The organism is Bacillus mojavensis, assembly GCF_012648005.1.
Lineage (GTDB): Bacteria > Bacillota > Bacilli > Bacillales > Bacillaceae > Bacillus > Bacillus mojavensis.
Genome location: NZ_CP051464.1, coordinates 1,944,454 through 1,969,355, shown reverse-complemented (window position 1 = coordinate 1,969,355; position 24,902 = coordinate 1,944,454). Strand labels below are relative to the sequence as shown.

Here is a 24,902-nt window from a genome sequence, read left to right as displayed (position 1 = left end):
AACCATATATAACAATTTGAAGAGGAATAAATATAGCATAAAAAACAGCACTCACACGAAGACGTAGTGCTGTTTTAACGTTTGCAGAACATTGCATAAAAGGGTTATTTCCAGGCTGACAAATATTTCTTTCGATATTTGCTATCTTTCTCGAGCTCAATCAATTCCATTGCTATTTCCCTAATGTACTCATCTTTGTCTTCATCGTATAATTTTTTTAATCCTACAATCATATCGTAGCGAATCAATGTATGATGTTTCTCGTTTATGCCATTTTTAAAGCGATCAATAATATGAGTAAGCACCATTTCTTTTTGTTTTGGCCCGGCTAAGCCAACCTTCCAAATTGATTGTAAACTATGCCGAGCAGTTACAAATTTTGAATCCTTGGTCACTTCCCATAATGCTGGAAAGTCGCGCAGCATCCGTTTATCCGGATCACTGATTGCTAAACCAGCAAGAAACTGTGCTGCTCTCGCTCGCCTGTGGTTATCCGGATCGGTCAGCCATCCTATTAATTGGTCCCACACTTCATAAGCCCAGTCTACTTTCTCTTTTGTGGCGTTAATAATATGCTGAAAGGCTTCTAATTGCAGGCTTTTGTCCTTTGCTTCTAAATGTTCAAAATGAGATTTCATTATACTGTCCATTTTCGTATCACCTTAAAATGATTAGTTATGTTAATTATATCCTTTCACTTGCGATCTTCCAATAAACATCATTTCTCGTGCTAGTGATGGTTTTTGATTGAACAATTAATTGACACCTTTTCGATCATATTGTGTGCTTGAGGGAGTTACATGTCTTCATCAGAAAGTGATTCAATGTTTATGAAAGAATTGGAATTTTTTATATAACGACGGAAGAATACAAAACAGCCCGTATCCTAGTGCAGCACCTGACGTATTAAGGATTAAATCATCAACGTCAAAACTTCTATAAGAGTTTCCTAAATACATTGAAATCGAAAGTTGCGTTAGTTCTATAAACAATGAGATAAAAAAACCAGTTAATAAAATTCGTTTTAGGTTCCTTAACTTGTCAAATAAAAGAGGGAACAATAAGCCAACTGGCAGCAGTAAAATTAGATTTCCACCAAGAGATCTTATCACATAAAACTGCAAACCCAGATGATAAATATCTACAACGAAGCAAAACGGGATAAAGTTATTTCCATACAAAAATGGATGATAGGAATCGTTCCTCAAGTTCGCAATTAAATCGCGATCTATAGGTAAAGGAAATATAGTAACACTTATCAGTTCAAAGAAGTAAACAATTAAACAAAAAATAACAAGGTGCTTATAAATGGCCATTCGTTCTTTCTTATATATAAATCGCTTCATAATTCTATAAAGAATAAAACAAATATAAAGTACAAATATGAATATCAAGAGAAAAGTTGAGTCAAGCATAAAAACACCACGATTTCTTTTTTGATCTATTCTAACATAATTAGGAAAGAGATTGAGATTACAATATTAGAAGACTTTTATCTAGAATGGAATGTGTTTAATTGCTTTCAAAAAGGGGCGTTCTTTTAAAGAAAGCCTAATTTCATATGGACAAACGCATTTGGCTGTGAGGCAAAATACAATACAGTAAAACCAGAGGAACGAATGGAGGGTTCGATGTGTTTAGACAATATCCAGTTTGGTATTCGCCTTACGATCTGAACTATCATGTGCCTCAACACCTAACAATCTCTTATGATCCACAACGATGTTATCAACGTTGCATGTATCAAACTGGCGGTAACTATGAGTTATGTGACAGATTATGTTATGGAGAAATACAAGTGTAAAAGAGGGGGCTTTCTCCTCTTTTACACCACATAATAAAAACCAACATTAAGAATCTGATAATAAAAAAAGGAATTGAATAGGGATAACTCTATTTGAATGATGAAAAAGTGAACCAGGTCGATGAGCTCCTCTTCATCATTTAAAAAAACGACTTCATCACGCATTCTTTGGAATCAAGACCAAAATGGCATTACACCATACGAAATTCAATGGTATGTATGTTAAGCAAGAGAAACTACATTGAGAAGTTTGACCATAACGATGACATAATAGCTCTTGGGAACCGCTTTAATGTATTCCTAATACAATGTAGTACAGCGCATGATGACTAAAGAAAACGGATAAGAGCTCGGTGTACATATCGTTACCAATGGTGTTGTCATGTTTACACACGTCATATAGATAAATCTGTATTATGGATCAATCCTGTAGTGATTTCAACTTGAATTAACTATATAATACAAGCTTTCTTTTGAAACAGCAGTTTAGCGATGTGGAGAAACACTGATTTGTTAAAATAAATATATCGTCACTATACCTCATTTCGAAAGGGGAATATTTATGACCAAGGTAGCAATAGTTACTGGTTCCGCAGGCGGTTTAGGGAGAGGGATAGCAGAGAGGTTGTGCAAGGATGGTTTTAGTGTCGTTCTGCATGACATTAACGAGGAACTGCTGCATGCAACTGTTTCAGACTTCAAAGAAAATGGCTTTCATGTTATCGGAATAAAAGGGGATGTATCCAAGCGTGATGACCAATTCAATTTAGTTAAAGCAGCGGCAGATACATTTGGTCGTTTGGATGTGTTTGTAAACAATGCTGGCATTGAGGCAGTTTCTCCATTTTTAGAAATAACAGAAGACCAACTGAATCAATTGTTCAAGGTTAATGTCAATGGCGTTGTGTTTGGCACTCAAGCAGCTGCCGACCAATTCATTAAACAAGAAACAAAAGGCAAAATCATTAACGCATGCAGTATAGCAGGGCACGAATCATTTGAAATGCTAGGAACATATTCCGCGACGAAGCATGCTGTGAAATCTTTTACTCATTCAGCTGCTAAAGAGTTAGCCACATATAAAATAACAGTAAACGCATATTGTCCTGGTGTTGCAAAAACAAAAATGTGGGATCGCATTGATGAAGAAATGGTTAAACATAGCGATGATTTCAAACCAGGAGAAGCATTTGAAAAATTCTCTTCAGACATTGCTCTCAAAAGATATCAAACACCTGAAGATGTGGCCAATTTAGTCTCATTTCTAGCTTCAGATGATACAGATTACATTACCGGTCAAGCTATTTTAACTGATGGCGGCCTGGTTTATAGATGATAGAATTATAAAAGAATCCATTTTGGAGATGGATTCTTTTTGTTCGAGATGAATCAATAATGACTCCTGTTGTATAATGAGAAAAGCAATTGAGAGGTCCATGTATTCATGTAAGAAAATTGAATGGACATTTTGGTGAAAAAATATTTGGTCCGTGAGAGCATGTTTAACTTGTTCAGGAAACAAACAACATTATGGCGCATGTGTGAGTTTTAGACACAAGCAAGCCACACAATACATAGCCTTAAAAGAGAGACTTGGCGTTTTACGCAAGCCCCTCTTTATGTCAATAGCCAAAAACCAGTGTTGTACTTTGTGTTCCGGCATATTTTGTGACAAATTCTTTTGTGTACTGCGGAGTTTGAACCCGGTAACTGTAATTGGAGCCTGGATTCCATGTTGTCAACGGAGAGGATTGCCTGTTCAAGGACGGATAGCTTCCTGTATCCTTAAAGTATCCGGTGCCCTTGTCATCAAGGATTCCTCCTTTTTCGCTGCCTTTTCCAAAATAATTGTATTCAGAGTATATTTTTGCCTTTGTCGCGATGGTAATCGCTTGGTTAAAATTGTTGCTGTAATTGTTTTTGACATGAAAGTAGCCATACCTCATCAGCCCAGGGCCTCTTACATACAAATTCTCAAAATAGTTGTTGGCGATGGTCATGTGCGGATAGCCGTCATATTGGTGCTGGGAATCATCAGGATATCCTAAAATTAAACCGTACTTATGATTTGCGAATTTTGAGTTGCTGATGGTGATATAATCAGCTGATTTACCGATATACAACAGCTTGTCCAGGTCACTTCCGCCAGCACTATAGCTGTGTCCTGAAAATGTCACATGGTCGATCCAGTAGTTGAAGCCTGAATCTAGATAAAGCTGAATATCGTTATTTCCGTTAATCTGCGGGCTGTGTTCAAAGGTCAGATTTTGAAAGATGACGTTTCCAGATGAAGATGATGTTGTTAAATAAATATTTTTCAGCGTTTTCTTAGCGTAAGAACCGACCAGTGTTTTATTTGAACCAATGGTTACCGTTGTTTTTGAGGAAGCGGTTAGATCATTTTGAAGCACTAAAATTTTAGGTGTTGACCCGCTCAGATGGGTTTTTAAATCACTTAGACTTTGGATATAGACGATCTGACCGTTTTTTCCGCCGGTTGTGCTCGCTTTAGAGACTCCTTTTTCATTTTTTGCATTTCCGGCAAAGCCTAAGATGCCATTCGTCGAAGTATTTGGAAAATCGACGGCGCCTAAAGCTTTTTCAGGCAAGAGAAGCAATAATAAACTTAACATGGCAAATAATAAAGAAAATCGTTTCAAAGCCACTCAGCTTCCTTTCAAATTTAAATAAATTGCATATGGATTATTATTACAGTTGGATAAAAGGAAGAATAGAGTCTATATTCCTGAACAAAACCGGGATTTTATATGTTTTCTTGATGTAAATAAAAGAATTACAATTGGAACAACACGAAAGGATTGATACATCATTGACTGCTGCAGCATATCGAAACACTTTGCTTTCTCTTCTTTGTTTAACAGCTGGAATCGTGGATGTGATCGGCTATTTAAGCCTAGGACACGTCTTTACTGCTAATATGACGGGAAATATCGTTTTATTGGGATTAGCGATCGGAAAATCTCTTCAAGTCACTGTTTTTCATTCTTTAACTGCGCTAATCGGTTTTATCGTGGGAGTAATTGTTTCCACGATCATTGTTGGAAAGGCAGAGAAAACATTTTGGCCATCCCCTGTAACAAAAGCGCTGGCAATTGAGGCATTCATTTTATTTGTTTTTGCTTGTCTTTCAATATCTTCTGCTTTCGTTCCCGTGTACATCCTTATTATCCTTTTGAGTATTGCCATGGGAATACAAACAATAGCAGCTAAACGACTGGGGATTGCAGGCATTTCTTCAACTGTTTTAACCGGAACATTGGCTTCTCTTTTAGAGGATCTTTCCGGCCGGTTGTTTTTCTCCAAACAGAATAAAACATTCTTAAGAGATGCTGTGTTAAGGGCGCTGGCTATCATATTATATTGTGTCGGGGCTATGATTGTAGCTTTTGCAGAGCCGCATTTTCATTACATCATTATTTGGGCTCCGATTGTGCTCATTTTAGGTATTATACTTACTGCTCTGACCAAGTTGCAAAAAGTAAAGTAAAAATTTCCCGCTTGTGATTTGAAGCGGGGATGGGAATTTTTTGCGCTTATACATTATGAATGAAATAAAAATTTTGGTTCATATGTGCATCAGAACATAAGGATTGCATTGTCATATAAAGTGCACCCTTTGATATATATACAATAGTGAATTAGACATAAATCAATCTATGAATCTATGTCCTCTTTTAATCCACATTGATGAGCATTACAATGATAATGATTCTCATTTAAAGCTTGGATTAGGAGGATGTCTATGAAAAAGAAGATGAGTGCTGTAATAAGCGTAGTTATGCTGATGATCCTTTGCTTTTGCCCGCAAGCTTCAGCAGCCTATAACGACTTGCACGAAGGCTATGCAACCTATACCGGATCAGGCTATTCAGGAGGGACTTTCCTTCTTGACCCAATCCCATCTGACATGGAGATTACGGCAATTAACCCAAAGGACCTGAATTACGGCGGTGTGAAAGCTGCTCTTGCCGGCTCTTATCTTGAAGTGGAAGGGCCAAAGGGGAAGACGATCGTCTATGTTACCGATCTATACCCTGAGGGCGCCCCAGGAGCCCTTGATCTTTCACCAAATGCATTCAGCAAAATCGGTGCCATGAAAGATGGAAAAATTAAAATCAAATGGCGTGTGGTCAAAGCGCCAATCACTGGCAATTTCACATACCGGATTAAAGAAGGCAGCAGCCAGTGGTGGGCAGCAATTCAAGTCAGAAATCACAAGTATCCCGTTATGAAAATGGAATACTACAAAGACGGAAAGTGGATCAACATGGAGAAAACGGACTATAATCATTTCCTCAGCACCAATTTAGGAACGGGCTCTCTTAAAGTCAGAATCACTGACATTCGCGGAAAAGTTGTAAAAGACACGATTCCAAAGCTTCCTGAAAACGGAACATCTAAGTCATACACAGTTCCTGGGCATGTGCAGTTTCCTGAATAAAACAGGTTATAAGAAAAATCTGAAAATAAATAAATTCATGAAAAGCAGGTTACCGATCCTGCTTTTTATTTTTATGGAAACTGAACATCATAGTTCGTTTTATTGGACTAATCGCAGTTACCTGTACAATAATAAAGCCCTTTCTGTATTGAGTCATACGAAGAATCAATCAAGTTGTGCATGAATTTGAATTGTGGTTTGACCGGTTATCCTTTCCCGAGGAGCGAAGTTTTGGTGGTGGCCAATCTATACTGCTGAGAATTATTACCGGCTGGAAGACAGCTGAATGGGGAAGAGCGGTGCCTGAAAGAACCGCTCTCCTGTAAAAACTCGTATTAATCTTTCGCTTGGTGTTCCTCTCCTAATGTTAATAGCCATTCTCTTAAGATATGTTTTTGCACATATCTTTTTCCGTTTATTTCAATATGAGGGAGGTCTGTGAGATCCTTCGCTAAGTGTTTCGCCTCCGCTTGGGTTATGCCTAAAAAATGCCCGATGTAAAAGTGAATATCTCGTTCTTTAATCAGCATGATGTCATTTTTTCCGTTAGCTTTTGGGTTGTTAATATGCTTTAATCCTTCTCCGATAAAATATCCAGCCAATGCAATACCGATTCCTAAAAAAACGTCCATGTGTCTGCCTCCATTATGTAATCGTCATGTTATACGGTCAATCCATATCATTGGTTTCATTTTTTTGATTGTGTACACAAAAAACCGCCAGAGCAAGCTCTGGACGGTTTCTATGCTTTCTCAATCTGCACTCGGCCTGAGAAAAAAGTGGCGCCTCCGCCCATATCAGACAAGCGGTCTGGGGTCAGGGCGTTAACAAGCTGATTTTTGCCTGGTTCATCTGCCCATAATCCTTGGCTGACGACAACACCGGGCAGCACTTGTTCTCCGACTGCGGCGGTTAGTTCACACTCACCTCGGCTGTTCCAAATCCGTACAGCTTCACCATCAGTGATGCCGTGTTCTTCGGCATCTATCGTGTTGATAAAGAGTTTCGGTGTTTTTTCAAGTTTGACGTGCTTTGCATTGTTGGAAAACGTTGAATTTAAGAAATTATGATTCGGCCCCGGAACATACATAAACGGGAATTCTTGATCCGGCGCAAGCGGCGTATGTGTCGGTAACGGCGGGAAACCGGCTTGTTTCATTTTTTCTGAATATAATTCTATTTTTCCGCTCGGTGTCGGCAATTTACCCGGGAACAGCGGCTTTTCACGCTTCGCCTTCATAAACGAACGTTCAGTGAGTGATTCATAACGAATCTCTGCCAAATAAGGATTATCTGGATGGTGAAGCGCCTGGCGGATTAAGTCTTCATCTGAATCTTTCAGCTCCTGATCCGTAAATCCCATTGCCTCAGCCAATAACCGGAATACCTCGGTATTAGACTTACTTTCTCCGTATTTCTCAATCACCGGCTGCTGAAGCTGAATGTAATGGTGCCAGTATGAGGTGTAAAAATCAGTATTTTCAAAAGCAGATGTAGCAGGCAGTACAATGTCCGCATATTTGGCTGTTTCTGTCAAAAACAAATCATGAACCACGGTGAACAAGTCATCCCGCAGGAGGCCTTGTCTGACTTTGTTCGCTTCTGGCGCCACAACGGCTGGGTTCGTCCCATAAATAAAGAGGGAGCGAACAGGAGGGTCTGTTTCCAGAAGGACTCTGCCCAGCTGGTTCATATTAAACGATCTCGGTGTGCGGCCTTTCAGTAAATCAGGACGCTGAAGCGCGTTGGTGTTATATTCTAAAATTCCGCTGTTATGCTTGATGGCACCGCCTCCTGTATGCATCCATTGACCGGTAATCGCCGGAAGACAGGCAATCGTTCTAACAATCATCCCACCGTTGTCGTGATGCTGAAGGCCGTTTCCGATTCTGATAAAGGAAGGGGAGGTTTCACCATACATTTTTGCCAGCTGATAGATATCGTCGGTACTGACACCAGTGATCAGCGATACCTTTTCTGGATGATACTGTTTCACATGCTCGCGCAATTCTTCATAGCCGACTGTATATTCTGATAGAAACGCTTCATCGTAAAGGTTTTCTTTAAATAATATGTGCATGATTCCAAGGGCAAGCGCGCTGTCGGTACCGGGTTTTATAGGAATAAACCAATCTGCGAGACGCCCTGTCTGATTTTTATGCACATCAATTACAACAATTTTTGCGCCTTTTTTCCGTGCTTTTTGTGCGATTGTAATTTGATGCATGTTTGTGCTGACTGCGTTAATTCCCCAAAAGATAAACAGTTTTGTATGAATCGTTTCTTCAGGATCGATTCCAGCACTCACACCCATGGTATATTTATAGCCTTCTGAACCGGCTTTGCTGCAAATCGTCCGCTCAAGCTGGCTTGAGCCCAGACGGTAAAAGAAGCGGCGGTCCATTCCTTCAGCCGTTAATTTTCCCATATTGCCGTAAAAGCTGTAAGGCAGTATGCTTTCAGCCCCTTCTTCATCAATCAGCTGTTTCCAGCGAGATGTGATGGTGTCAATCGCTTCCTCCCAAGAAATTGGTTTAAACTCTGCCTCGCCCTTCATACCTATTCGTTTCAGCGGAGTCGTCAGCCGCTTCTCATCATAGATGCGCTCAGCCATATTTCGTACTTTGTTGCATATATTTCCGGCTGTCACGGGATGATCAGGATCACCCTGCACTTTCACAATCTTCCCGTCTTTTTTATGTACCAGTAATCCGCACTGGTCCGGGCAGTCCAGTGAGCAAACGGATTTAAAAATGCCGTTTTGTTGAGTGGCAAACGATTTCATAGCCCAGTTCCTCTCCCTAGTTAGATATATTGTAAGAATTATAACATTTCGAATGATAACGTCAATTCTGAAAAAAAGACATTGACATCAATCTGGGTCTTCTTTATGATTAACGTATTCTTAATTCTGAAAATTACATACAAAACATTTTCTATCAAGAGAGGTGGAGGGACTGGCCCTATGAAACCTCGGCAACATTATTGTGCCAATTCCAGCAAGCGTCAGCTTGAAAGATAGGAAAGTAAGGTTTATACCGGCTTCTGTCTGTGGCAGAGTGCGCCTATACATGAATCTCTTTCCATCTTTGGAGAGAGATTTTTTTGTGTGGAAAATAACAATGAAAAGGATGTTTTGCATCATGACGGTTTTGATTACAGCACCGTATAACGAAGAAGGACGAAAAGAGCTTGAAAAATTGTTCGGTTCCGTTGTTTATCAGTCTTGGAAAGAAAACGGCCGGGCATACAGAGAAGAAGAATTGATTCAGCTATTACAAGAGTCAAATGCGACGGGGTTGATTACTGAGCTTGATCAAGTGACAGAAAACGTGTTCGCATCAATGCCGGCACTTTCATTCGTGGGAGTATGCAGGGGGATGCCTTCCAATGTTGATGTGACAGCAGCGTCAAACAGAGACATTCCGGTTTTCTATACGCCTGGGCGAAACGCACAAGCTGTTGCTGAAATGTTTATCGGAAATGTAATTTCATTTCTCCGTCATACGAATACCTCAAATCAATGGCTACAAGATGGAAAATGGAACAGCGATTATTTGCAGGCGTATGCCAAATTCAAAGGTAATGAAATAACAGGAAAAACCGTGGGTATGGTGGGATTCGGAGCGGTTGGGCAAAGGATCGCAAAACTGTTGACTGCATTTGACTGCAAGGTTTTGTATTACGATCCATACGTACACCACGATCATCAGCTATATGAAAAAGTTTCTCTGGAGAAGGTTTTTTCTGACAGTGATATCGTTTCTGTTCATCTGCCGCGTACAGATGATACGCTTGGCCTCATTGATCGTTCGTATTTTGACTTGATGAAAGAGAGCGCCATTTTCGTGAATACATCACGAGCTGTCGTAGTGAACCGAGAGGATCTTTTATCTGTACTGAAAGAAAGTAAAATCAGGGGAGCGATATTAGACGTTTTTTATCACGAGCCTCCAGAGGAATCGGATTATGAATTTATCTCATTGCCTAATGTTCTGGCAACACCTCATTTAGCAGGGGCAACATTTGAAGTGGAGGATCATCACGTTACCATTCTGAACGAAGCGCTTAAAAAGTGGAAGGGTGAAAAAACTCTCAATATTCCGACTTTATATAACAGAAACGATCTTACAGCAGAGGTGTAAGAAAAGGAGGGCATCAGGATGACGAAACAAAAAGGTTATCTCGTATTTGACATTGGCACTGGCAATGCAAGAGTTGCAGTCGTAAGTGTGTCGGGCAGCGTTCAAACGGTTGAACGGGAGGACATTGTATATACGGCCGAGCCGCTTTATCCGGACAGCCGCTATTTTTCTCCACAGGCGCTGTGGAATCAAATCATGAATCTGGCTAAACGTGCGATGTCTCGTTCTCATCATATTGAAATTATTGGTCTCACTTCAACAAGTCAAAGACAGGGGATCGTGCTGCTCGATCAAAATGGTGAGTCTTTCCTCGGTCTGCCGAACATTGACAATCGGGGCAGGGAGTGGGAGGGAAATATACCGAATCGTGAAGAAGTATACAGCCGAACAGGCCGTCTGCCGACTGCGCTTTTTTCAGCGCTCAAGCTTTATGGTTTAAAGCACCGGCAGCCCTCCTTATGGAAAAAGACTGCAAGCTTCACAAGCATCAGTGATTGGGTGACGTATCAGCTGAGCGGAGTATTGACATATGAACCGTCACAGGCGACGGAAACGCTGCTGTTTGATGTAAAACAAAATACATGGTCAGAAGAGATGTGCAATATATTCGGTTTCTCGCCATCTATTCTTCCGCCTCTAGTAAGAGCGGGAACAGTCATTGGATCGATAACTGATGAGTATGCGGCAGAATTGGGACTGTCACATCATGTGAAGGTTATAGCGGGTGGGGGAGATACACAGCTTGCTGTCAAAAGCACTGGCGCTGCTCTGGGAGATGCAGTCATTGTATCAGGTACGACAACACCGATTACCAAAATGATTGATGAAACTCATGAGGACAGACATCATAAAGCCTGGCTGAACTGCCACACAGATCAAGGACAGTGGCTTGCAGAGACGAATCCCGGGATAACAGGTCTGAATTTTCAAAAATTAAAGGATATTTTCTATCCGAATGAACCGTACGATGTGATGGAACAAGAAATTACTGCAATAGCTAAGGAAGATCATTCCTGTGTGTCGTCCCTCGGTTCATATTTATCGGCAGAAAAAAACAATCTAGCGAAGGGCGGCTTTCTCTTTGATGTACCGCTTTCAGCCCATTTAAGCAGAGCGCATTTTGTACGTGCGGCATTACAGGAGATTGCAAGTTCAATCAAATGGAACTTTGACATTTTAACAGAGATCACTCCGTTTAATCGTGACTATGTGTGGGGATGCGGAGGCGGATTCCAAAGCAGAGCATTTACACAATATATCGCCAATCTTCTTCAGAAAAAAATCTATGTCAAAGAAGGATACAGTCAGGCATCAGTCGTTGGTGCTGCGGTGGTTTGCAATGAGGCCTTTCGTTTGACCGAAGAAATGTCTGGAAGTGTTCGGGTGATAGAGCCACAGGATTGCCGGATAGAAATGGCTTTATACGAGGAGTGGAAGCAGGTCCAGCGCTTCTTTTCAGGATTAGAGCCGTCATCGGGAAACAAGGTATTAGCATAAGGCGGAATTTGCCGCCGTTTGAGGAATTATACATGTTCTTACTTTATTGAGGTAATACGGTAATTGAGATAAGCATCTAAGGAGGATACAGATATGTTAGATCAAATTGGTATACCAAAGCGGCTGGCCTGGGGGTTTTTAGGGGTTGTGCTGTTTATGATGGGAGACGGCCTTGAACAAGGATGGCTCAGTCCTTTTCTGATTGAAAATGGGCTCACCGTTCAGCAATCTGCTTCGATTTTCAGTATATACGGCATTTCACTGGCCATTGCTTCATGGTTTTCAGGTGTATGTCTGGAAGCATTTGGGGCAAAGCGAACGATGTTTATGGGGTTGTTGTTTTATGTGATCGGTACAGCTGCTTTTATCGTCTTCGGATTTGAACAGCTAAATCTGCCTGTCATGTATGTGACTTACTTTATTAAAGGTTTAGGATACCCGCTATTTGCTTATTCCTTCTTGACATGGGTCATCTACAGAACACCGCAGAACAGGCTCAGTACAGCTGTCGGCTGGTTCTGGATTGCATATTGTCTGGGCATGTTTGTTTTCGGTGCTTGGTATTCAAGTTATGCCATTAAAACGTTTGGTTATTTAAATACGCTGTGGAGTTCTATTTTCTGGGTATGCCTCGGCGCAGTCTTTGCGTTGTTTGTTAATAAAGACCGATTTGAAAAGAAGAAAAGAAAAAGATCAGAAACAGCGGAGGAGCTTTTAAAAGGCGTTACCATTCTCGTTACCAATCCGCGGGTGCTGACAGGAGGAGTGATTAGAATCATCAACAGCATCGGCACATATGGTTTTCCTGTGTTTTTACCGATGCACATGGCTCAGCATGGCATTTCAACTCATGTGTGGCTGCAGATTTGGGGAACGATTTTTCTGGGCAATATTGTATTTAACCTCATTTTTGGAATTGTCGGTGATAAATTCGGATGGAAAAACACCGTCATTTGGTTTGGAGGTGTCGGCTGCGGCATTTTCACCGTTTTATTATACTATGCGCCTGTTTTTTCAGGCGGGAATATAGCTGTTGTGAGCATCATCGGCTTTATCTGGGGCGGTTTGCTGGCAGGCTACGTGCCGATTGGTGCGATTGTGCCGACAGTTGCCGGAAAAGACAAAGGAGCCGCCATGTCCGTTTTGAACCTGGCAGCCGGCTTATCGGCATTTGTCGGACCTGCTTTAGCTTGGATGTTCATCGGACTCGTCGGTGCACAAGGCGTTGTCTGGATTTTTGCGGTGCTTTATCTTGCGAGTGCAGTCATGACGAAACGTATTAAGATACCTGAAGAAAAAGAAGGACAGAAAGAGACTTCCCCTCAATATGCATCCTGATGAAAAGCGCCCCTGGAATAGGGCGCTTTTTTCAGCAATGGTTTCAGTTACAGAGTGCTCCGGAATGTTTGGTCTGAAAAGGAGTTTCATCATCACTAGTCCACCTAATAAAAGAAGGGATCGCTTCTGCGTTTATATCGCTTCTTAACTCTCCTGATTGTATGTTTTTTTTCTTCAAATGTATTTTTGTAAGTCGCGCGTTCAACATTGTAATAATGTCGCGGCATTTAATGGTTTTCTGTATTTCTCTTCAATTAGATCTTCAAAAAAGGGAATTCCAATGCTTTTTCCTTATCAAATTTACGTTACCGAACCATGATATACCTTTTTCATATTGATCAATATGATATTGTCGTATGATTTGCAATAAAATAGACAATATGTTGACAAAATGACGAAAAGTGCTATGATGATAAAGACAATAAATTGTCTTTTTGAGGAGGGTTATAATGGATTTTTCTAAGGAACTAAAAGATTTATTTTTAATGCAGCAGTCTTACGCTACACTTTTTTCTGTTTTAAACAAAATTCAATCACGAGGTGATGAGTACTATGAAAGCTTAACGACTAGGCAATTTATGACAATGGTCTCCATACTGCATTTACCGGAAGAAGAAACCACTTTCAACAACATTGCCAAAAAATTAGGTACGTCGAAACAGAACATAAACAGGCTGGTCAGCAGTATTGAAAAAAGAGGATATGCCGTTACTGTGCCAAGTAAACGTGACAAGCGTGCGGTTAATGTGAAAATTACCGATTCTGGAAAACGCGTTTTAGAGGAATGCGGTGAAAAAGCTGTGTACTTTATGGCAGATATTTTTCAAGGATTTTCGACGGAAGAATTAGAGACACTGTGGAATTTATTGAAAAAGCTATACAGTTTTGACGGAGAAGAGCAGGATGGTTTCGAAGAAGACGCTCGTGACTTTGAAATTGAACAAGAACGTGATGATCTGAAAATAAAAGTTCTTCAGGAATTCGCAAAACGGAGAATGTAAAAGGAGATACGTATGAACAGCGTGGCATCAATTGAAAATTTGAAAAAGCAGTACACGAACAAAGCTGCGGTAGACGGCATTTCATTTGAATTAAAGGAGGGTGAAGTTCTTGGGCTTCTTGGCCCAAACGGAGCAGGAAAAAGCACAACGATTCATATTATATCCGGAGTACTGTCGGCCACTTCCGGAAATGTTACGATATTGGGCCATAATGTAAAAAACGGCGCAAAAAAAATGAAGATGGGTATTGGAATTGTCCCTCAGGATATCGCCATCTATGAGGATATATCCGCTGAGAAAAATGTTCGCTTTTTTGCCAGTCTATACTCTCTTAAAGGAGAAGGTCTGAAAGCCCGGGTTAAGGAGGCTTTGGAGCTCGTACAGCTATATGATCGTAAAGATGATAAGCCTAAGACTTTTTCAGGTGGGATGAAAAGAAGATTAAACATTGCCTGTGCTATTGCCCATCAGCCGAAACTGATTATTATGGATGAACCGACTGTTGGAATAGATCCTCAATCCAGAAACCACATTCTGGAGTCTATTAAAGTGCTGAAAGAAAAAGGAGCAAGCATCATTTACTCAACACATTATATGGAAGAGGCCGAGGCTATTGCTGATCGGATTATGATTATGAATGAAGGAAAAATCATTGCTAACGGGACGAAAGAGGAATTATACAAAAAAGTAAATAAAGAAATGACCTATTCTTTTCAGTTGGCGAATGCAGATAAATTAAACAAAAACATTCTAAAGGATATCGAAGGGATTATAAAAGTGCTCTTTATAGAGAATGAATTGAAAGTTACAGTCCGAAAGAACCAAGATCCCCTAGGTGAAATCATAGCAGAATTAAGTGTTCAAGGATGTAGCATTCTGCATATGAGCAGTCAAGAGGCATCCTTAGAAACGGTATTTTTAGAGCTGACGGGAAGAAATTTAAGAGATTAGGAGAGGCATCATGAATTTAGTGAAAGTAATGTCATTTGATTTTAGGAATATTTTAAGGAATCCGGTTCTCATTTTAGCCAATACGATTTTTCCTTTCATTCTTATTCTGATCATGGGCTTTGTCACAAAAAATAGCTTTGGGGCAGGCCGTATCAGTTCCTACGATTATTACGGGGTGAATATGATGATTTTCTCAGCGGCTCTGATCGCGATGACCGCGTCCAACACATTTATGGAAGAAAAGGTGAAGAGAGGAAACATCCGCCTTGTATACGCCCCCGTTTCAAAGACAAGTATTTATCTTTCAAAATTACTATCAACTTACATATTCAGTGTGATTTTGTACACCATGAATGTATGGATGGCTCAAACGATTTTTAAATTGAACTTTGGCGGTGAAGATCTTCCGTATATCTTGCTTTTACTGCATGTCTTTTTGTTCTTTGGCTGCTGTTTCGGCACCATGTTTTGCTGCATTTTCAAAAATGAAGAACGGGCGAATAGCATCATGCAAATTCCAGTTGCTTTTTTTGTTTTTTTAGGAGGCGTTTTTTTCGGGATTCATAGATTTGGAGATACCGTAAATGAAATTTCCGTATTTTCTCCGGTTAAATGGGTAGAGGAATGCTCATTTCGCCTCATTTATGATCATGATTTCAGTATTTTGCTGCCTGTGGTATCCATTCTTCTCTTGGCTTCAGTCGTTTGTATTGCCGTTTCCCATGTTGTTTTTAAGCCTGAGGGATATGTATGCTGAATCTATTCCGAAATAGGTGGGAACGAATACTGGCCAAGAAAGCCATTATTATCATTGCAGTGATCATCATTCCGCTGATGGTTGGAGCAGCCATTCTTTTTTCCGGTAAACCGGTCTTAAAAGAAACCATTGCATTTGTTACGGAGCAGGATGAGATGAAAAATCTCCCCAAAGATCCTGCCTTTCGAGTGGTTATGGTCCATCAAAACCCGAGGTTCTCTGATCTTGTGTTAGGAAAATATGCAGCAGTTGTAGAAAAAAATCATCAAGACTATAAGGTAACCACTTTGAAAAGTAAAGCTGATGAAAAAATGATTCGGGAGCTTTTTGAGACTGGGAAAATGCCGATCAGCTATAAAGGAGAGGATAAAATAAGGATTGAAAGGGGGACAGGCACAAATATTTTAGGATTTATCGTGATGCTTGTTTTTATGCAAGGTGTCGCGCTCACTGCCTTGTATCCTGAAGATCGGATGCTTAAAACCTTCAGGCGGATTTTAGTGTCACCTGTAAACGAGAACATATATCTGATTGTTCAGTTTACCTTTACATTTTTATGTCTATATATACCAACCTATCTGGCCATTGTGATGACAACATTATTATTTTATGTGGATATTGGCTTTCGCTTGGACATTTTTGCTGAACTGCTGGCTGTTCTCGCAGTGCTTGCAGCGTCATTCGCTATTTTTATGTCTTCAGTTATGGATCGAAACTTAAGCTTGGTGACGAGCGGAATCAGTGTGGTTACGTCTGTATTGTCAGGCTGCTTTATTTCTTTTACGCCTAATCTCCCCGTCTTAGATGTACTCTGTACCATTTTGCCGCAAAAAGCATTCATGACCTTTATCCATGGAATAGAAATGGGGCAGACAGTGCGGGAATTCAAATTTCAGCTTTTTTATATCTTTCTTTGGTCGGCATTATTTTATGTCTTTGGAGGCTTTATTTCAAGAAGCAGGACAAAAAAAGGGATTTATTAATGGATGTTCCTAGATGTATAGAGCGCTATGAATCTTTTTTATATGACAAGGCTTCGTCTTCGTCAATGCCGTGATGATATGTAGTCTTTTTGATTGCCTCTGCTGTAAGTATTTTCAGCTATCATATTTTGGGAGGCAACCTTGAAGAGGGAAAGGCAGACGAGAGAATAGGGAAGAGCAGCAAGAGAATGTCTTATCATTCTCTTGCTTTTCATGATTTTATAATAGAATAAACATTTGTATCATAAGGCACACCGCTTTGGTACATATAGTGTCTTAATACGCCTTCTTTTTCAAATCCCATTTTTAGCAGCAAACGATTTGACGCTTCATTTTCCCTAAAAACAACTGCACCGATTCGCGTTAGTCCAAGGATGCCAAAGCCGTAAGACACAATTTCTAAAATGGCTTCTGACGCATAGCCGTTTCGCCAATTCGCCGGGCTGATTTCATAACCGATTTCTGCACGTTTATGCTTAGGAGCCAAAGCATGAAATCCAATCGTACCGATGAGTTCTTTGGTGTCTTTTCTTTCAATTCCCCACCGTATTCCTCGTTTTTCTTGATAATTGTCGGCAAACTGGTGAATCATTGTTTTTGCCTGATCCATACTTTCAAGGGGATCAAGTCCGTAGTAGCGTGTGACGTCATGGTTTGAAAAACAAGAAAAAATGGCTTCCGCATCTTTCTCTGTCATCTCTCTTAGAATAAGCCTGTCGGTTTCTAATACAGGAAACACCAAATCCCTCCCTAATGATGTATGTAGGTTTATCATATCCCTTTTATTTCCTCTTTTCTATATGGAAAGCGAATTTGATGAAGCAAAGGATCGAATTTGTTTTTCTAAATCCTCTTTGTTTTTCTTAAATTGTTTCATTCGATGACCGTTCGCGCCCGATGGGTGAGGGAAGCCATGAAGGCAGGTCAGCTGCCAGTTGCTGTTTTGCCTGATCAGTGTTTCACAGACTGTTTCGGCTGCTTTGCCTAGCGGGATAAGAAGAACAGGGCCCGATAGCTTTTCAAGTTCAGCGGGGAAATACTTATATGCATAAGTGCTTAGCATAGATGAGCGGGGGATAACAGGACTATGTCCTGTATAGTTTTTCTGCTGAATGAAAACAGGGTATTTGATAACAGAAGTGGTGTGTAGCATATGGCGCAAGTCGCCGAAAAGCTGTGCGGCGCTTTGAATGCCTAAAACCTGCGGCAGTCCGCATTGATCCAGCATCGTTATCAGGTTATGTCTCATAGTTCCTGAAAGTCCTGCAGCTTTTTTGGTGTCTAAAGCCATCTGTTCTAGAGAACGGCCTTTGTGCAAGCTTTCGATGGCTGTTTCATAAGCTGTTTTCATTTGTGAAAAACCCGGCGTTATGCCTGAAATCACAATCGAAGCAGCTTGATTGATATATTCATTATGAGGTGAATAATACATTTCTAGCGCGTTTTCTTGGTTTATGCGAAATGGGGAAGTAAACAAATCTGTTTTCGAAAGCGGTCTTGATACCGGAAGAGTATGTAGTTTCTCTGCAAATGCTGCCAAACCGCTGCGGTTTTCAATCATGGCTTAACCTCCCTAAAAATGATATCCCATTGTCCATTTTAAACGTAACAACGGGATATCATTCATATTTAACCTCTATTCAAATGTCCAGCATGCCACACCTCTTTAACTGCTTGAGGCGCTTTTTTCACTTCAGCAGCAGTCTGCTGCAACGCGGTTTTTTTCATTTCAACATCGTATTGAATCATTTTTTGCTTTTGAGACAGCTGCTGTGCTTCCGTTTTTACCACTTCAACTTGTTTTTGCATCGATTGCGTAACTGCAGTGAGTTCCTTCATGGTGGGATCTATTTTTTTCTTGTTTTGAATCACATTTATCCCTAAGTAAATGATTGAAATGGCTATTACTGCAATACTGATATAAACGATAACCATATATATGTTCACCCCTTTTCTAATGTCATACCCTATTTCGCCTACTATAATCAGGTGAAATGTTATCTGCGCAGTTCATATGATTTGCGTATTGGTTTTCATGTGCTTATAATGTGTTATCGTACATATGTAAACAAAGAAAGGGTGCTTCAATTGCAAAGTTTACAAAATAAAACTGCTCTTATCACAGGCGGAGGCAGAGGGATTGGACGCGCTACAGCTCTTGCGCTTGCGAAAGAAGGCGTAAATATCGGTTTAATCGGACGCACTGCCGCTAATGTTGAGAAAGTCGCAGAAGAAGTAAAAGCACTTGGTGTAAAAGCTGCGTTTGCTGCTGCGGATGTAAAGGATGCAGCACAGGTTGATCAAGCTGTGGCTTCTATTAAAGAGGAGCTTGGCGAGATTGATATTCTTATTAACAATGCCGGAATCAGCAAATTTGGCGGATTCTTAGATCTATCCGCTGATGAGTGGGAAAATATTATTCAAGTGAACCTAATGGGTGTATACCATGTTACTCGTGCGGTGCTTCCTGAAATGATTGAACGCAAAGCTGGTGACATTATTAATATTTCTTCTACAGCCGGCCAAAGAGGAGCAGCTGTCACAAGCGCTTACAGCGCATCTAAATTTGCCGTTCTTGGGTTAACGGAATCTCTCATGCAAGAAGTGAGAAAGCATAATATCAGAGTCAGCGCGTTAACGCCGAGCACTGTCGCAAGTGATATGTCGATTGAACTGAACCTGACAGACGGTAATCCTGAAAAGGTTATGCAGCCTGAGGATCTTGCTGAATATATGGTGGCTCAATTGAAATTAGATCCGCGTATTTTCATTAAATCTGCAGGATTGTGGTCTACAAATCCGTAAAACGAAAGCCTGTCTAGTGACAGGCTTTTTTTATTTGAATTCAATCCGCACAGGTAAATGTTTAACGCCAAACACGAAAGGACTTGGTATCGCTTCAAGTCTCTGTTCATCATCAGCTTTTTCAATATAAGCTGACATAGACAAGAGGAAGGAAAGAGCGATGTTTGCTTCGAGTCTGGCCAACGGTGCCCCGAGGCAAAAGTGAATTCCGAACCCAAAGCTGAGATGGGGATAGGAGGAGCGGTTAATGATAAAACGATCAGGTTCAGAAAATTTAGCTTCATCCCGATTGGCTGACGCGACCCAGCTGATAACGGAAGATCCTTTCTTTATCAATGCTCCGCCAAGCGCTATATCTTCTGCTGCAACTCGTCCGATGGCTTGAACAGGCGGATAATAGCGGAGCGTTTCTTCTATTACATTAGGGATATAGTCTGTATTTTGTCTTATCTGTTGTTGCATGGCTGTGTCTTCCGTGATGTAGCGAACAGCATTCGCGATCAAGTTAGTAGTCGTTTCGTTCCCCGCGACAAGAAGAAGAATGCAAAAACCGAGCAGCTGCTCTTCTGTTAGATATTCTCCATCCACCTCTGACTGCAAAAGCATTGTAATCAAATCTTCTTTTGGGTGAGCTCGTCGTTTTAATAGAATGTCTCTAAAATAGTTGCTTAAGAATGCGTGGCCGTCCCGGCGTTTTTGAACCATGTCATCAACAGCTTTGTCTGAACTGTCCTTCGCTCCGGATACGAGTACGTCGGAGTATGTTTTGATGATATGCCGGTCTTCAATCGGTGCTCCAAGCATTTCAGCAATGATAATAACAGGAAGGGGGCCTGCTATATCATCTATCATATCGATTGTGTCTTTTTGCCGCGCCTCCTGTAAGAGGAATGCTGTAACGTCTTTTATGCGGGTTTCAATTTGTTTCACTGCCTTAGGAGTAAATGATTTGTTGACGAGTGCACGTAATTTGGTATGTTTCGGAGGGTCCATTATTAAAATGCTTTCTGCCTGTATGCCGCGTTTAGATGAAAAAAGTTTGGGATTTTTCAGGATGAATTGAACGTCATCATATTTAAAAACATCCCAGCAATCACGCTGTTTGTCATAGCGGACAGGAGACAATTTCCGAAGCTTCTCATAAATCGGGAAGGGGAAAAGACGGTCTTTTTCGAATTGTAATTCTTTCATGGGGATTAAGTTGGCGTAACGTTCATCTTTGGCAGGACGAGCTGCTTGCTTTGTCATTTTATCATCTCCTTTATCCATACGTTATCAAAGGCTGTTTTTCAATTCAACGGACATATATTGAAGAAAATGTGAATCGGACAATAGTTTTAAATTGAAGATAATAGTGAAAATAAGTTATAATGAACAAAACAAACTATGTACCAAATGTTCACATTATCTTTTACTCTCTAGCCATATAAACATCAATCACAAAATAACTTGATTAACCAGATCATTAATAGAAAGCAGGAGAACAATAGGAAAAATTGAATATTTAGTACATAGTATTCTCAGTTTACAGAGAAGGGGTGCAGACGATGAAAGAAGAAAAAAGAAGTTCCACTGGATTTTTGGTCAAACAGCGTGCGTTTTTGAAACTTTATATGATTACCATGACTGAGCAGAAAAGACTCTACGGATTAAAGCTTCTGGAAGTGCTTCGATCAGAATTTAAAGAGATTGGTTTTAAACCAAACCATACAGAGGTTTACCGGTCTTTGCATGAGCTCCTTGATGATGGGATATTAAAACAAATCAAAGTAAAGAAAGAAGGGGCTAAGCTTCAAGAAGTTGTCCTCTATCAATTTAAAGATTACGAGGCAGCCAAGCTGTATAAAAAACAGCTGAAAGTGGAGCTGGATCGCTGCAAAAAACTGATTGAAAAAGCACTGTCAGATAATTTTTAACATAGAAAAACCCGGTATAGCCACGAGTATCGGGTGTTTTCTGTTTTTCATTATACATATTTGTCGAAATGAAACAATACAAATCAGTAGTGACCTTCAAACTTGACATCATTTCCTCACGTGGTAACATTTTAAACGTGTGAAAATACGAACAAAAAAGCGAACAAAGGAGATGTTACCGATCTTTGATCAAAAAAAGGTAGCTTTTATTGGAGCCGGATCTATGGCGGAAGGAATGATATCAGGTATCGTTCGTGCCAAAAAAATCCCAAAACAAAACATCTGCGTTACAAACCGCAGCAATACGGAGCGATTAGCTGAGCTTGAACTTCAATATGGAATCAAAGGCGTGGCGCCGGATCACTTATGTATTGAAGACATGGATGTGCTCATTTTGGCGATGAAGCCAAAAGATGCCGAACACGCTCTGTCATCATTAAAAACACGTATCCAACCCCATCAATTAATTTTGTCGGTGCTAGCCGGCATAACCACCTCTTATATTGAACAATCATTGCATAATCAACAGCCGGTTGTCAGAGTAATGCCTAACACATCAAGTATGATCGGCGCTTCTGCAACTGCCATCGCGCTTGGCAGGCATGTGACAGATGATTTAGAAAAACTGACGGCGGCTTTGCTCGGCTGTATGGGTGAAGTGTATACAATCCAGGAAAATCAAATGGACATTTTCACGGGAATTGCCGGCAGCGGCCCTGCTTATTTTTATTATTTAATGGAATTCATTGAAAAGACGGGCGAGGAAGCGGGACTCGATAAACAATTATCACGAAGCATCGGTGCACAGACACTCTTAGGTGCTGCAAAAATGCTGATGGAAACAGGAGAACAGCCTGAGGTGCTGAGAGACAATATCACCTCGCCAAATGGAACGACTGCTGCCGGATTGCAGGCTTTGAAGAAGAGCGGCGGCGGAGAAGCGATTTCTCAAGCCATTAAACATGCAGCTAAGCGTTCAAAGGAAATTAGCGATGATCTTGAAAAAACAGCGGCACCGCTATAAAACAGGAGTGATAAAGTGACGTCTGAAACAGAAATGAAAAGAGTTGTCGTGAAGATCGGCAGCAGTTCATTAACAAGTCTTCATGGGGAAATCAGCATTCGGAAACTGGAAGCTTTAGTAGACCAGGTTGCCAAACTAAAAGACGCCGGATATGAAGTGATCCTGGTTTCTTCCGGCGCAGTAGCTGCAGGATATCGCAAGCTCGGATTTCTTCAACGACCAGAAAATCTGCCTGAAAAACAAGCGTCTGCTTCAATCGGTCAAGGATTGCTGATGGAGGCTTATTCAAAGCTGTTTTTGGCGCACGGTTACGTGGCTTCCCAGATTTTAATTACGAGAAGTGACTTTTCTGATGAATACCGATATCACAATGTTCGGAACACAATGAATGTACTGCTTGAACGCGGTATTATCCCGATAATTAATGAAAATGACACAGTGACCGTCAATCGGCTTAAGTTTGGCGATAATGATACACTCGCAGCGAAAGTCGCCGGATTAATCGATGCGGACCTGCTTGTGATTTTATCGGATATCGACGGTTTATATGACGGCAATCCGCGAAAGAATCCAAAAGCGAAAAGGGTGCAGCGGGTCAGTGAGATTACACCGGAAATTGAAGCGTGTGCAGGCGATACAGACAGCGAAGTCGGCACCGGAGGCATGAGATCCAAATTGGATGCGTTTAAAATTGTGATGGCATCTGGCATTAAAGGATTTCTTGGCCAGGCAGACACCGCCGATATATTATATCAAGCTGTTCATGGAGAGGCGGAAGGCACCTATTTTGAAGCTGAGGGAACGCTTCCGTTGAATCAAAAAGAGCAGTGGATCGCTTTTAATTCCGGACCTGAAGGTGAAATTGTGTTATCAGATGACTGTTCCGGCCAAATAGCTGACGGTCAATCGAGTATTTACCCAGATGGTGTAAGGGAGATTAAAGGAAAATTTAAAAGCGGCGCTGTTGTCCGCCTGACTGATTCTCATGGTGAAGACATCGGCCTCGGGATCGTCAATTATTCTTCCGCGCAGCTTGAGACACCCGAAAAAAATAAAGATATGAAAAACAAAGCTGTGATTGATCCGGAAGCGTTTGTATGCCATTTGGATTTATCTTTACCTGTATATTAAATAGAAGACATACACGAAAAAAACCCGAACTTCCGCACAGAAGCTCGGGTTCTTTTTTATTGATACTGTTCCAATTTCGAGAAAAACTGTATGACAAACTCATAAAAATCCTGCGCTGACGGTGCAAGCTCTCTGTTTTTCGGCTTAATAATTCCGACAGTCCGTTTAACTTGAGGAAACTCAATTGGAATTTTCACTGTAAATCGGGGTGTCGTTTCAGCAAAAGTGCTCTCCGGCAGGAGGGTGACACCCATACCTGCGGACACCAATCCTTTGATAGCGTCCAAATCCTCACCCTCCGTAGAGACAAGAGGGGCAAACCCGGCCTGTTTGCAAGAGTCAATCGCCATTTTTCTGAGCACAAACCCTTCCGGAAACAACACAAATTGATCGTTGCGCAAATCGATTAAATGCACCGTTTTTTGTTTGGCAAGCGGATGATTTAATGGTACAAGCGCGTAAATTTTTTCTGTGAATAGGATATTTCCTGCTATATCTGGAAAATTCGTCGGCACAGGGCCTAATAACGCTAAATCGATATCGCGGTTTCTGACAGCTTCAATCAGAAACTTATAAGAGCCTTGGCGCAGCAAAAACTCGACGTGCGGATATTCTTCTTTAAATGCCGAAACGACAGTCGGCAGAAGCTGACTGGCGAGGCTTGTAGGAAAACCAATTTTTACTGTTCCGCGATGCGGGTCAAGGTACTCATCAATTTGTTCTTTTGCATAATCGATGGCTTTCATCGCTGTTTTGACATGAATTAAAAATTCTTTTCCAATCGGAGTGAGTTTGATATTTCTCCCTTCACGCTCAAATAAAGTGACATTTAATTCTTCTTCAAGGTTTGCAATTTGTCTGCTGATGGCTGATTGGGCCACATGCAGATAATCAGCGGCTTCTGAAACGTGTTCTCGCTCAGCAACCTCCATAAAATAGCGCAGTTGGCGCAGCTCCATGTATGTTTCACATCCATCTATCTCATTTTGAGATTCTTTTGATCTAAATTATATATTGTTTATATCGTTTTGAAAACCTACAATAATATTAGAATTGTTAGATTTTATGACCGGTATTATCGGAAACTG

The 24,902-nt window shown here is 40.8% G+C and carries 24 protein-coding genes and 1 riboswitch; of the genes, 14 read left to right on the top strand and 10 right to left on the bottom strand.

Annotated features, from left to right (window positions below):
- Positions 1-104: 104 nt before the first annotated feature.
- A complete protein-coding gene (locus HC660_RS10045) occupies positions 105-650 on the bottom strand; it encodes a hypothetical protein (RefSeq protein WP_168748006.1) in 546 nt (181 codons plus the stop codon).
- Positions 651-821: 171 nt separating this feature from the next.
- Complete coding sequence (locus HC660_RS10040) at positions 822-1,316, bottom strand: VanZ family protein (RefSeq protein ID WP_244956489.1); 495 nt, start codon at positions 1,314-1,316, stop codon at positions 822-824.
- 1,050 nt (positions 1,317-2,366) lie between these two features.
- Here HC660_RS10040 and HC660_RS10035 point away from each other — a divergent pair.
- Positions 2,367-3,140: an acetoin reductase gene (locus HC660_RS10035; protein WP_168748004.1), complete on the top strand. Its 774-nt coding sequence runs from the start codon at positions 2,367-2,369 to the stop codon at positions 3,138-3,140.
- Between the two features lie 286 nt (positions 3,141-3,426).
- Here HC660_RS10035 and HC660_RS10030 read toward each other — a convergent pair whose 3' ends face one another.
- Positions 3,427-4,437 (bottom strand): polysaccharide lyase family 1 protein, encoded by a 1,011-nt coding sequence (locus tag HC660_RS10030; protein ID WP_425321666.1) that lies wholly within the window; start codon positions 4,435-4,437, stop codon positions 3,427-3,429.
- A gap of 197 nt (positions 4,438-4,634) precedes the next feature.
- On the opposite strand from HC660_RS10030, the gene HC660_RS10025 reads away from it, so the two are divergent.
- Positions 4,635-5,312, top strand: a complete 678-nt coding sequence (locus HC660_RS10025; protein ID WP_168749443.1) for a YoaK family protein — start codon at positions 4,635-4,637, stop codon at positions 5,310-5,312.
- A gap of 255 nt (positions 5,313-5,567) precedes the next feature.
- On the top strand, positions 5,568-6,266 hold the full coding sequence (exlX, locus tag HC660_RS10020) for an expansin ExlX (protein ID WP_168748002.1): 699 nt from the start codon (positions 5,568-5,570) through the stop codon (positions 6,264-6,266).
- 335 nt (positions 6,267-6,601) lie between these two features.
- On the opposite strand, the gene HC660_RS10010 is transcribed toward exlX, so the two are convergent.
- Both HC660_RS10010 and HC660_RS10005 read right to left on the bottom strand, forming a co-directional pair.
- Positions 6,602-6,898 (bottom strand): hypothetical protein, encoded by a 297-nt coding sequence (locus tag HC660_RS10010; protein WP_168748001.1) that lies wholly within the window; start codon positions 6,896-6,898, stop codon positions 6,602-6,604.
- Between the two features lie 110 nt (positions 6,899-7,008).
- Positions 7,009-9,051 (bottom strand): molybdopterin oxidoreductase family protein, encoded by a 2,043-nt coding sequence (locus HC660_RS10005; protein ID WP_168748000.1) that lies wholly within the window; start codon positions 9,049-9,051, stop codon positions 7,009-7,011.
- Between the two features lie 148 nt (positions 9,052-9,199).
- A riboswitch (SAM riboswitch) is annotated at positions 9,200-9,291 on the top strand.
- Between the two features lie 46 nt (positions 9,292-9,337).
- Here HC660_RS10005 and HC660_RS10000 point away from each other — a divergent pair.
- From HC660_RS10000 to HC660_RS09970, 7 genes are all read left to right on the top strand, one after another.
- Complete coding sequence (locus tag HC660_RS10000; protein WP_168747999.1) at positions 9,338-10,411, top strand: 2-hydroxyacid dehydrogenase; 1,074 nt, start codon at positions 9,338-9,340, stop codon at positions 10,409-10,411.
- A gap of 18 nt (positions 10,412-10,429) precedes the next feature.
- On the top strand, positions 10,430-11,908 hold the full coding sequence (locus HC660_RS09995; RefSeq protein ID WP_168747998.1) for an FGGY-family carbohydrate kinase: 1,479 nt from the start codon (positions 10,430-10,432) through the stop codon (positions 11,906-11,908).
- Positions 11,909-12,001: 93 nt separating this feature from the next.
- Complete coding sequence (locus HC660_RS09990; protein ID WP_168747997.1) at positions 12,002-13,246, top strand: MFS transporter; 1,245 nt, start codon at positions 12,002-12,004, stop codon at positions 13,244-13,246.
- A gap of 449 nt (positions 13,247-13,695) precedes the next feature.
- On the top strand, positions 13,696-14,247 hold the full coding sequence (locus HC660_RS09985; protein ID WP_010334482.1) for a MarR family winged helix-turn-helix transcriptional regulator: 552 nt from the start codon (positions 13,696-13,698) through the stop codon (positions 14,245-14,247).
- 12 nt (positions 14,248-14,259) lie between these two features.
- Positions 14,260-15,198 (top strand): ABC transporter ATP-binding protein, encoded by a 939-nt coding sequence (locus HC660_RS09980; RefSeq protein WP_168747996.1) that lies wholly within the window; start codon positions 14,260-14,262, stop codon positions 15,196-15,198.
- Positions 15,199-15,208: 10 nt separating this feature from the next.
- Positions 15,209-15,955, top strand: coding sequence for an ABC transporter permease (locus tag HC660_RS09975; protein ID WP_168747995.1), 747 nt, complete (start codon positions 15,209-15,211; stop codon positions 15,953-15,955).
- Positions 15,949-16,938: an ABC transporter permease gene (locus HC660_RS09970; protein ID WP_168747994.1), complete on the top strand. Its 990-nt coding sequence runs from the start codon at positions 15,949-15,951 to the stop codon at positions 16,936-16,938. Before HC660_RS09975 ends, HC660_RS09970 begins: the two co-directional genes overlap by 7 nt.
- 211 nt (positions 16,939-17,149) lie before the next feature.
- Here the strand turns inward: HC660_RS09970 and HC660_RS09965 are convergent, their stop codons facing one another.
- The 3 genes from HC660_RS09965 to HC660_RS09955 all read right to left on the bottom strand — a co-directional run bounded on the left by HC660_RS09965 (position 17,150) and on the right by HC660_RS09955 (position 18,873).
- Positions 17,150-17,677: a GNAT family N-acetyltransferase gene (locus HC660_RS09965; protein WP_168747993.1), complete on the bottom strand. Its 528-nt coding sequence runs from the start codon at positions 17,675-17,677 to the stop codon at positions 17,150-17,152.
- A gap of 57 nt (positions 17,678-17,734) precedes the next feature.
- Complete coding sequence (locus tag HC660_RS09960; protein ID WP_168747992.1) at positions 17,735-18,499, bottom strand: hypothetical protein; 765 nt, start codon at positions 18,497-18,499, stop codon at positions 17,735-17,737.
- Positions 18,500-18,567: 68 nt separating this feature from the next.
- Positions 18,568-18,873 carry a DUF948 domain-containing protein gene (locus HC660_RS09955; protein WP_168747991.1) on the bottom strand — a complete coding sequence of 102 codons (306 nt, stop codon included), beginning with the start codon at positions 18,871-18,873 and terminating at the stop codon, positions 18,568-18,570.
- A 153-nt stretch (positions 18,874-19,026) separates the two neighbouring features.
- On the opposite strand from HC660_RS09955, the gene HC660_RS09950 reads away from it, so the two are divergent.
- Positions 19,027-19,743, top strand: coding sequence for a 3-ketoacyl-ACP reductase (locus tag HC660_RS09950; RefSeq protein ID WP_168747990.1), 717 nt, complete (start codon positions 19,027-19,029; stop codon positions 19,741-19,743).
- Positions 19,744-19,773: 30 nt separating this feature from the next.
- On the opposite strand, the gene HC660_RS09945 is transcribed toward HC660_RS09950, so the two are convergent.
- The gene (locus HC660_RS09945; protein ID WP_168747989.1) at positions 19,774-20,991 is read right to left on the bottom strand and encodes a cytochrome P450; all 1,218 of its coding nucleotides are present in this window, start codon (positions 20,989-20,991) and stop codon (positions 19,774-19,776) included.
- 299 nt (positions 20,992-21,290) lie between these two features.
- Here HC660_RS09945 and rtp point away from each other — a divergent pair, with 299 nt between their 5' ends.
- The 3 genes from rtp (at position 21,291) to proB (ending at position 23,814) form a co-directional block, all read left to right on the top strand.
- Complete coding sequence (gene rtp, locus HC660_RS09940) at positions 21,291-21,659, top strand: replication termination protein (RefSeq protein ID WP_010334473.1); 369 nt, start codon at positions 21,291-21,293, stop codon at positions 21,657-21,659.
- Between the two features lie 145 nt (positions 21,660-21,804).
- Positions 21,805-22,683, top strand: coding sequence for a pyrroline-5-carboxylate reductase (proC, locus tag HC660_RS09935; RefSeq protein WP_168749441.1), 879 nt, complete (start codon positions 21,805-21,807; stop codon positions 22,681-22,683).
- A 15-nt stretch (positions 22,684-22,698) separates the two neighbouring features.
- On the top strand, positions 22,699-23,814 hold the full coding sequence (gene proB / locus HC660_RS09930) for a glutamate 5-kinase (protein WP_168747988.1): 1,116 nt from the start codon (positions 22,699-22,701) through the stop codon (positions 23,812-23,814).
- A gap of 56 nt (positions 23,815-23,870) precedes the next feature.
- Here proB and gltC read toward each other — a convergent pair whose 3' ends face one another.
- Entirely contained in the window at positions 23,871-24,773 is a 903-nt protein-coding gene (gene gltC / locus HC660_RS09925; RefSeq protein ID WP_024121635.1) for a glutamate biosynthesis transcriptional regulator GltC, read from the bottom strand.
- Positions 24,774-24,902: the final 129 nt, after the last annotated feature.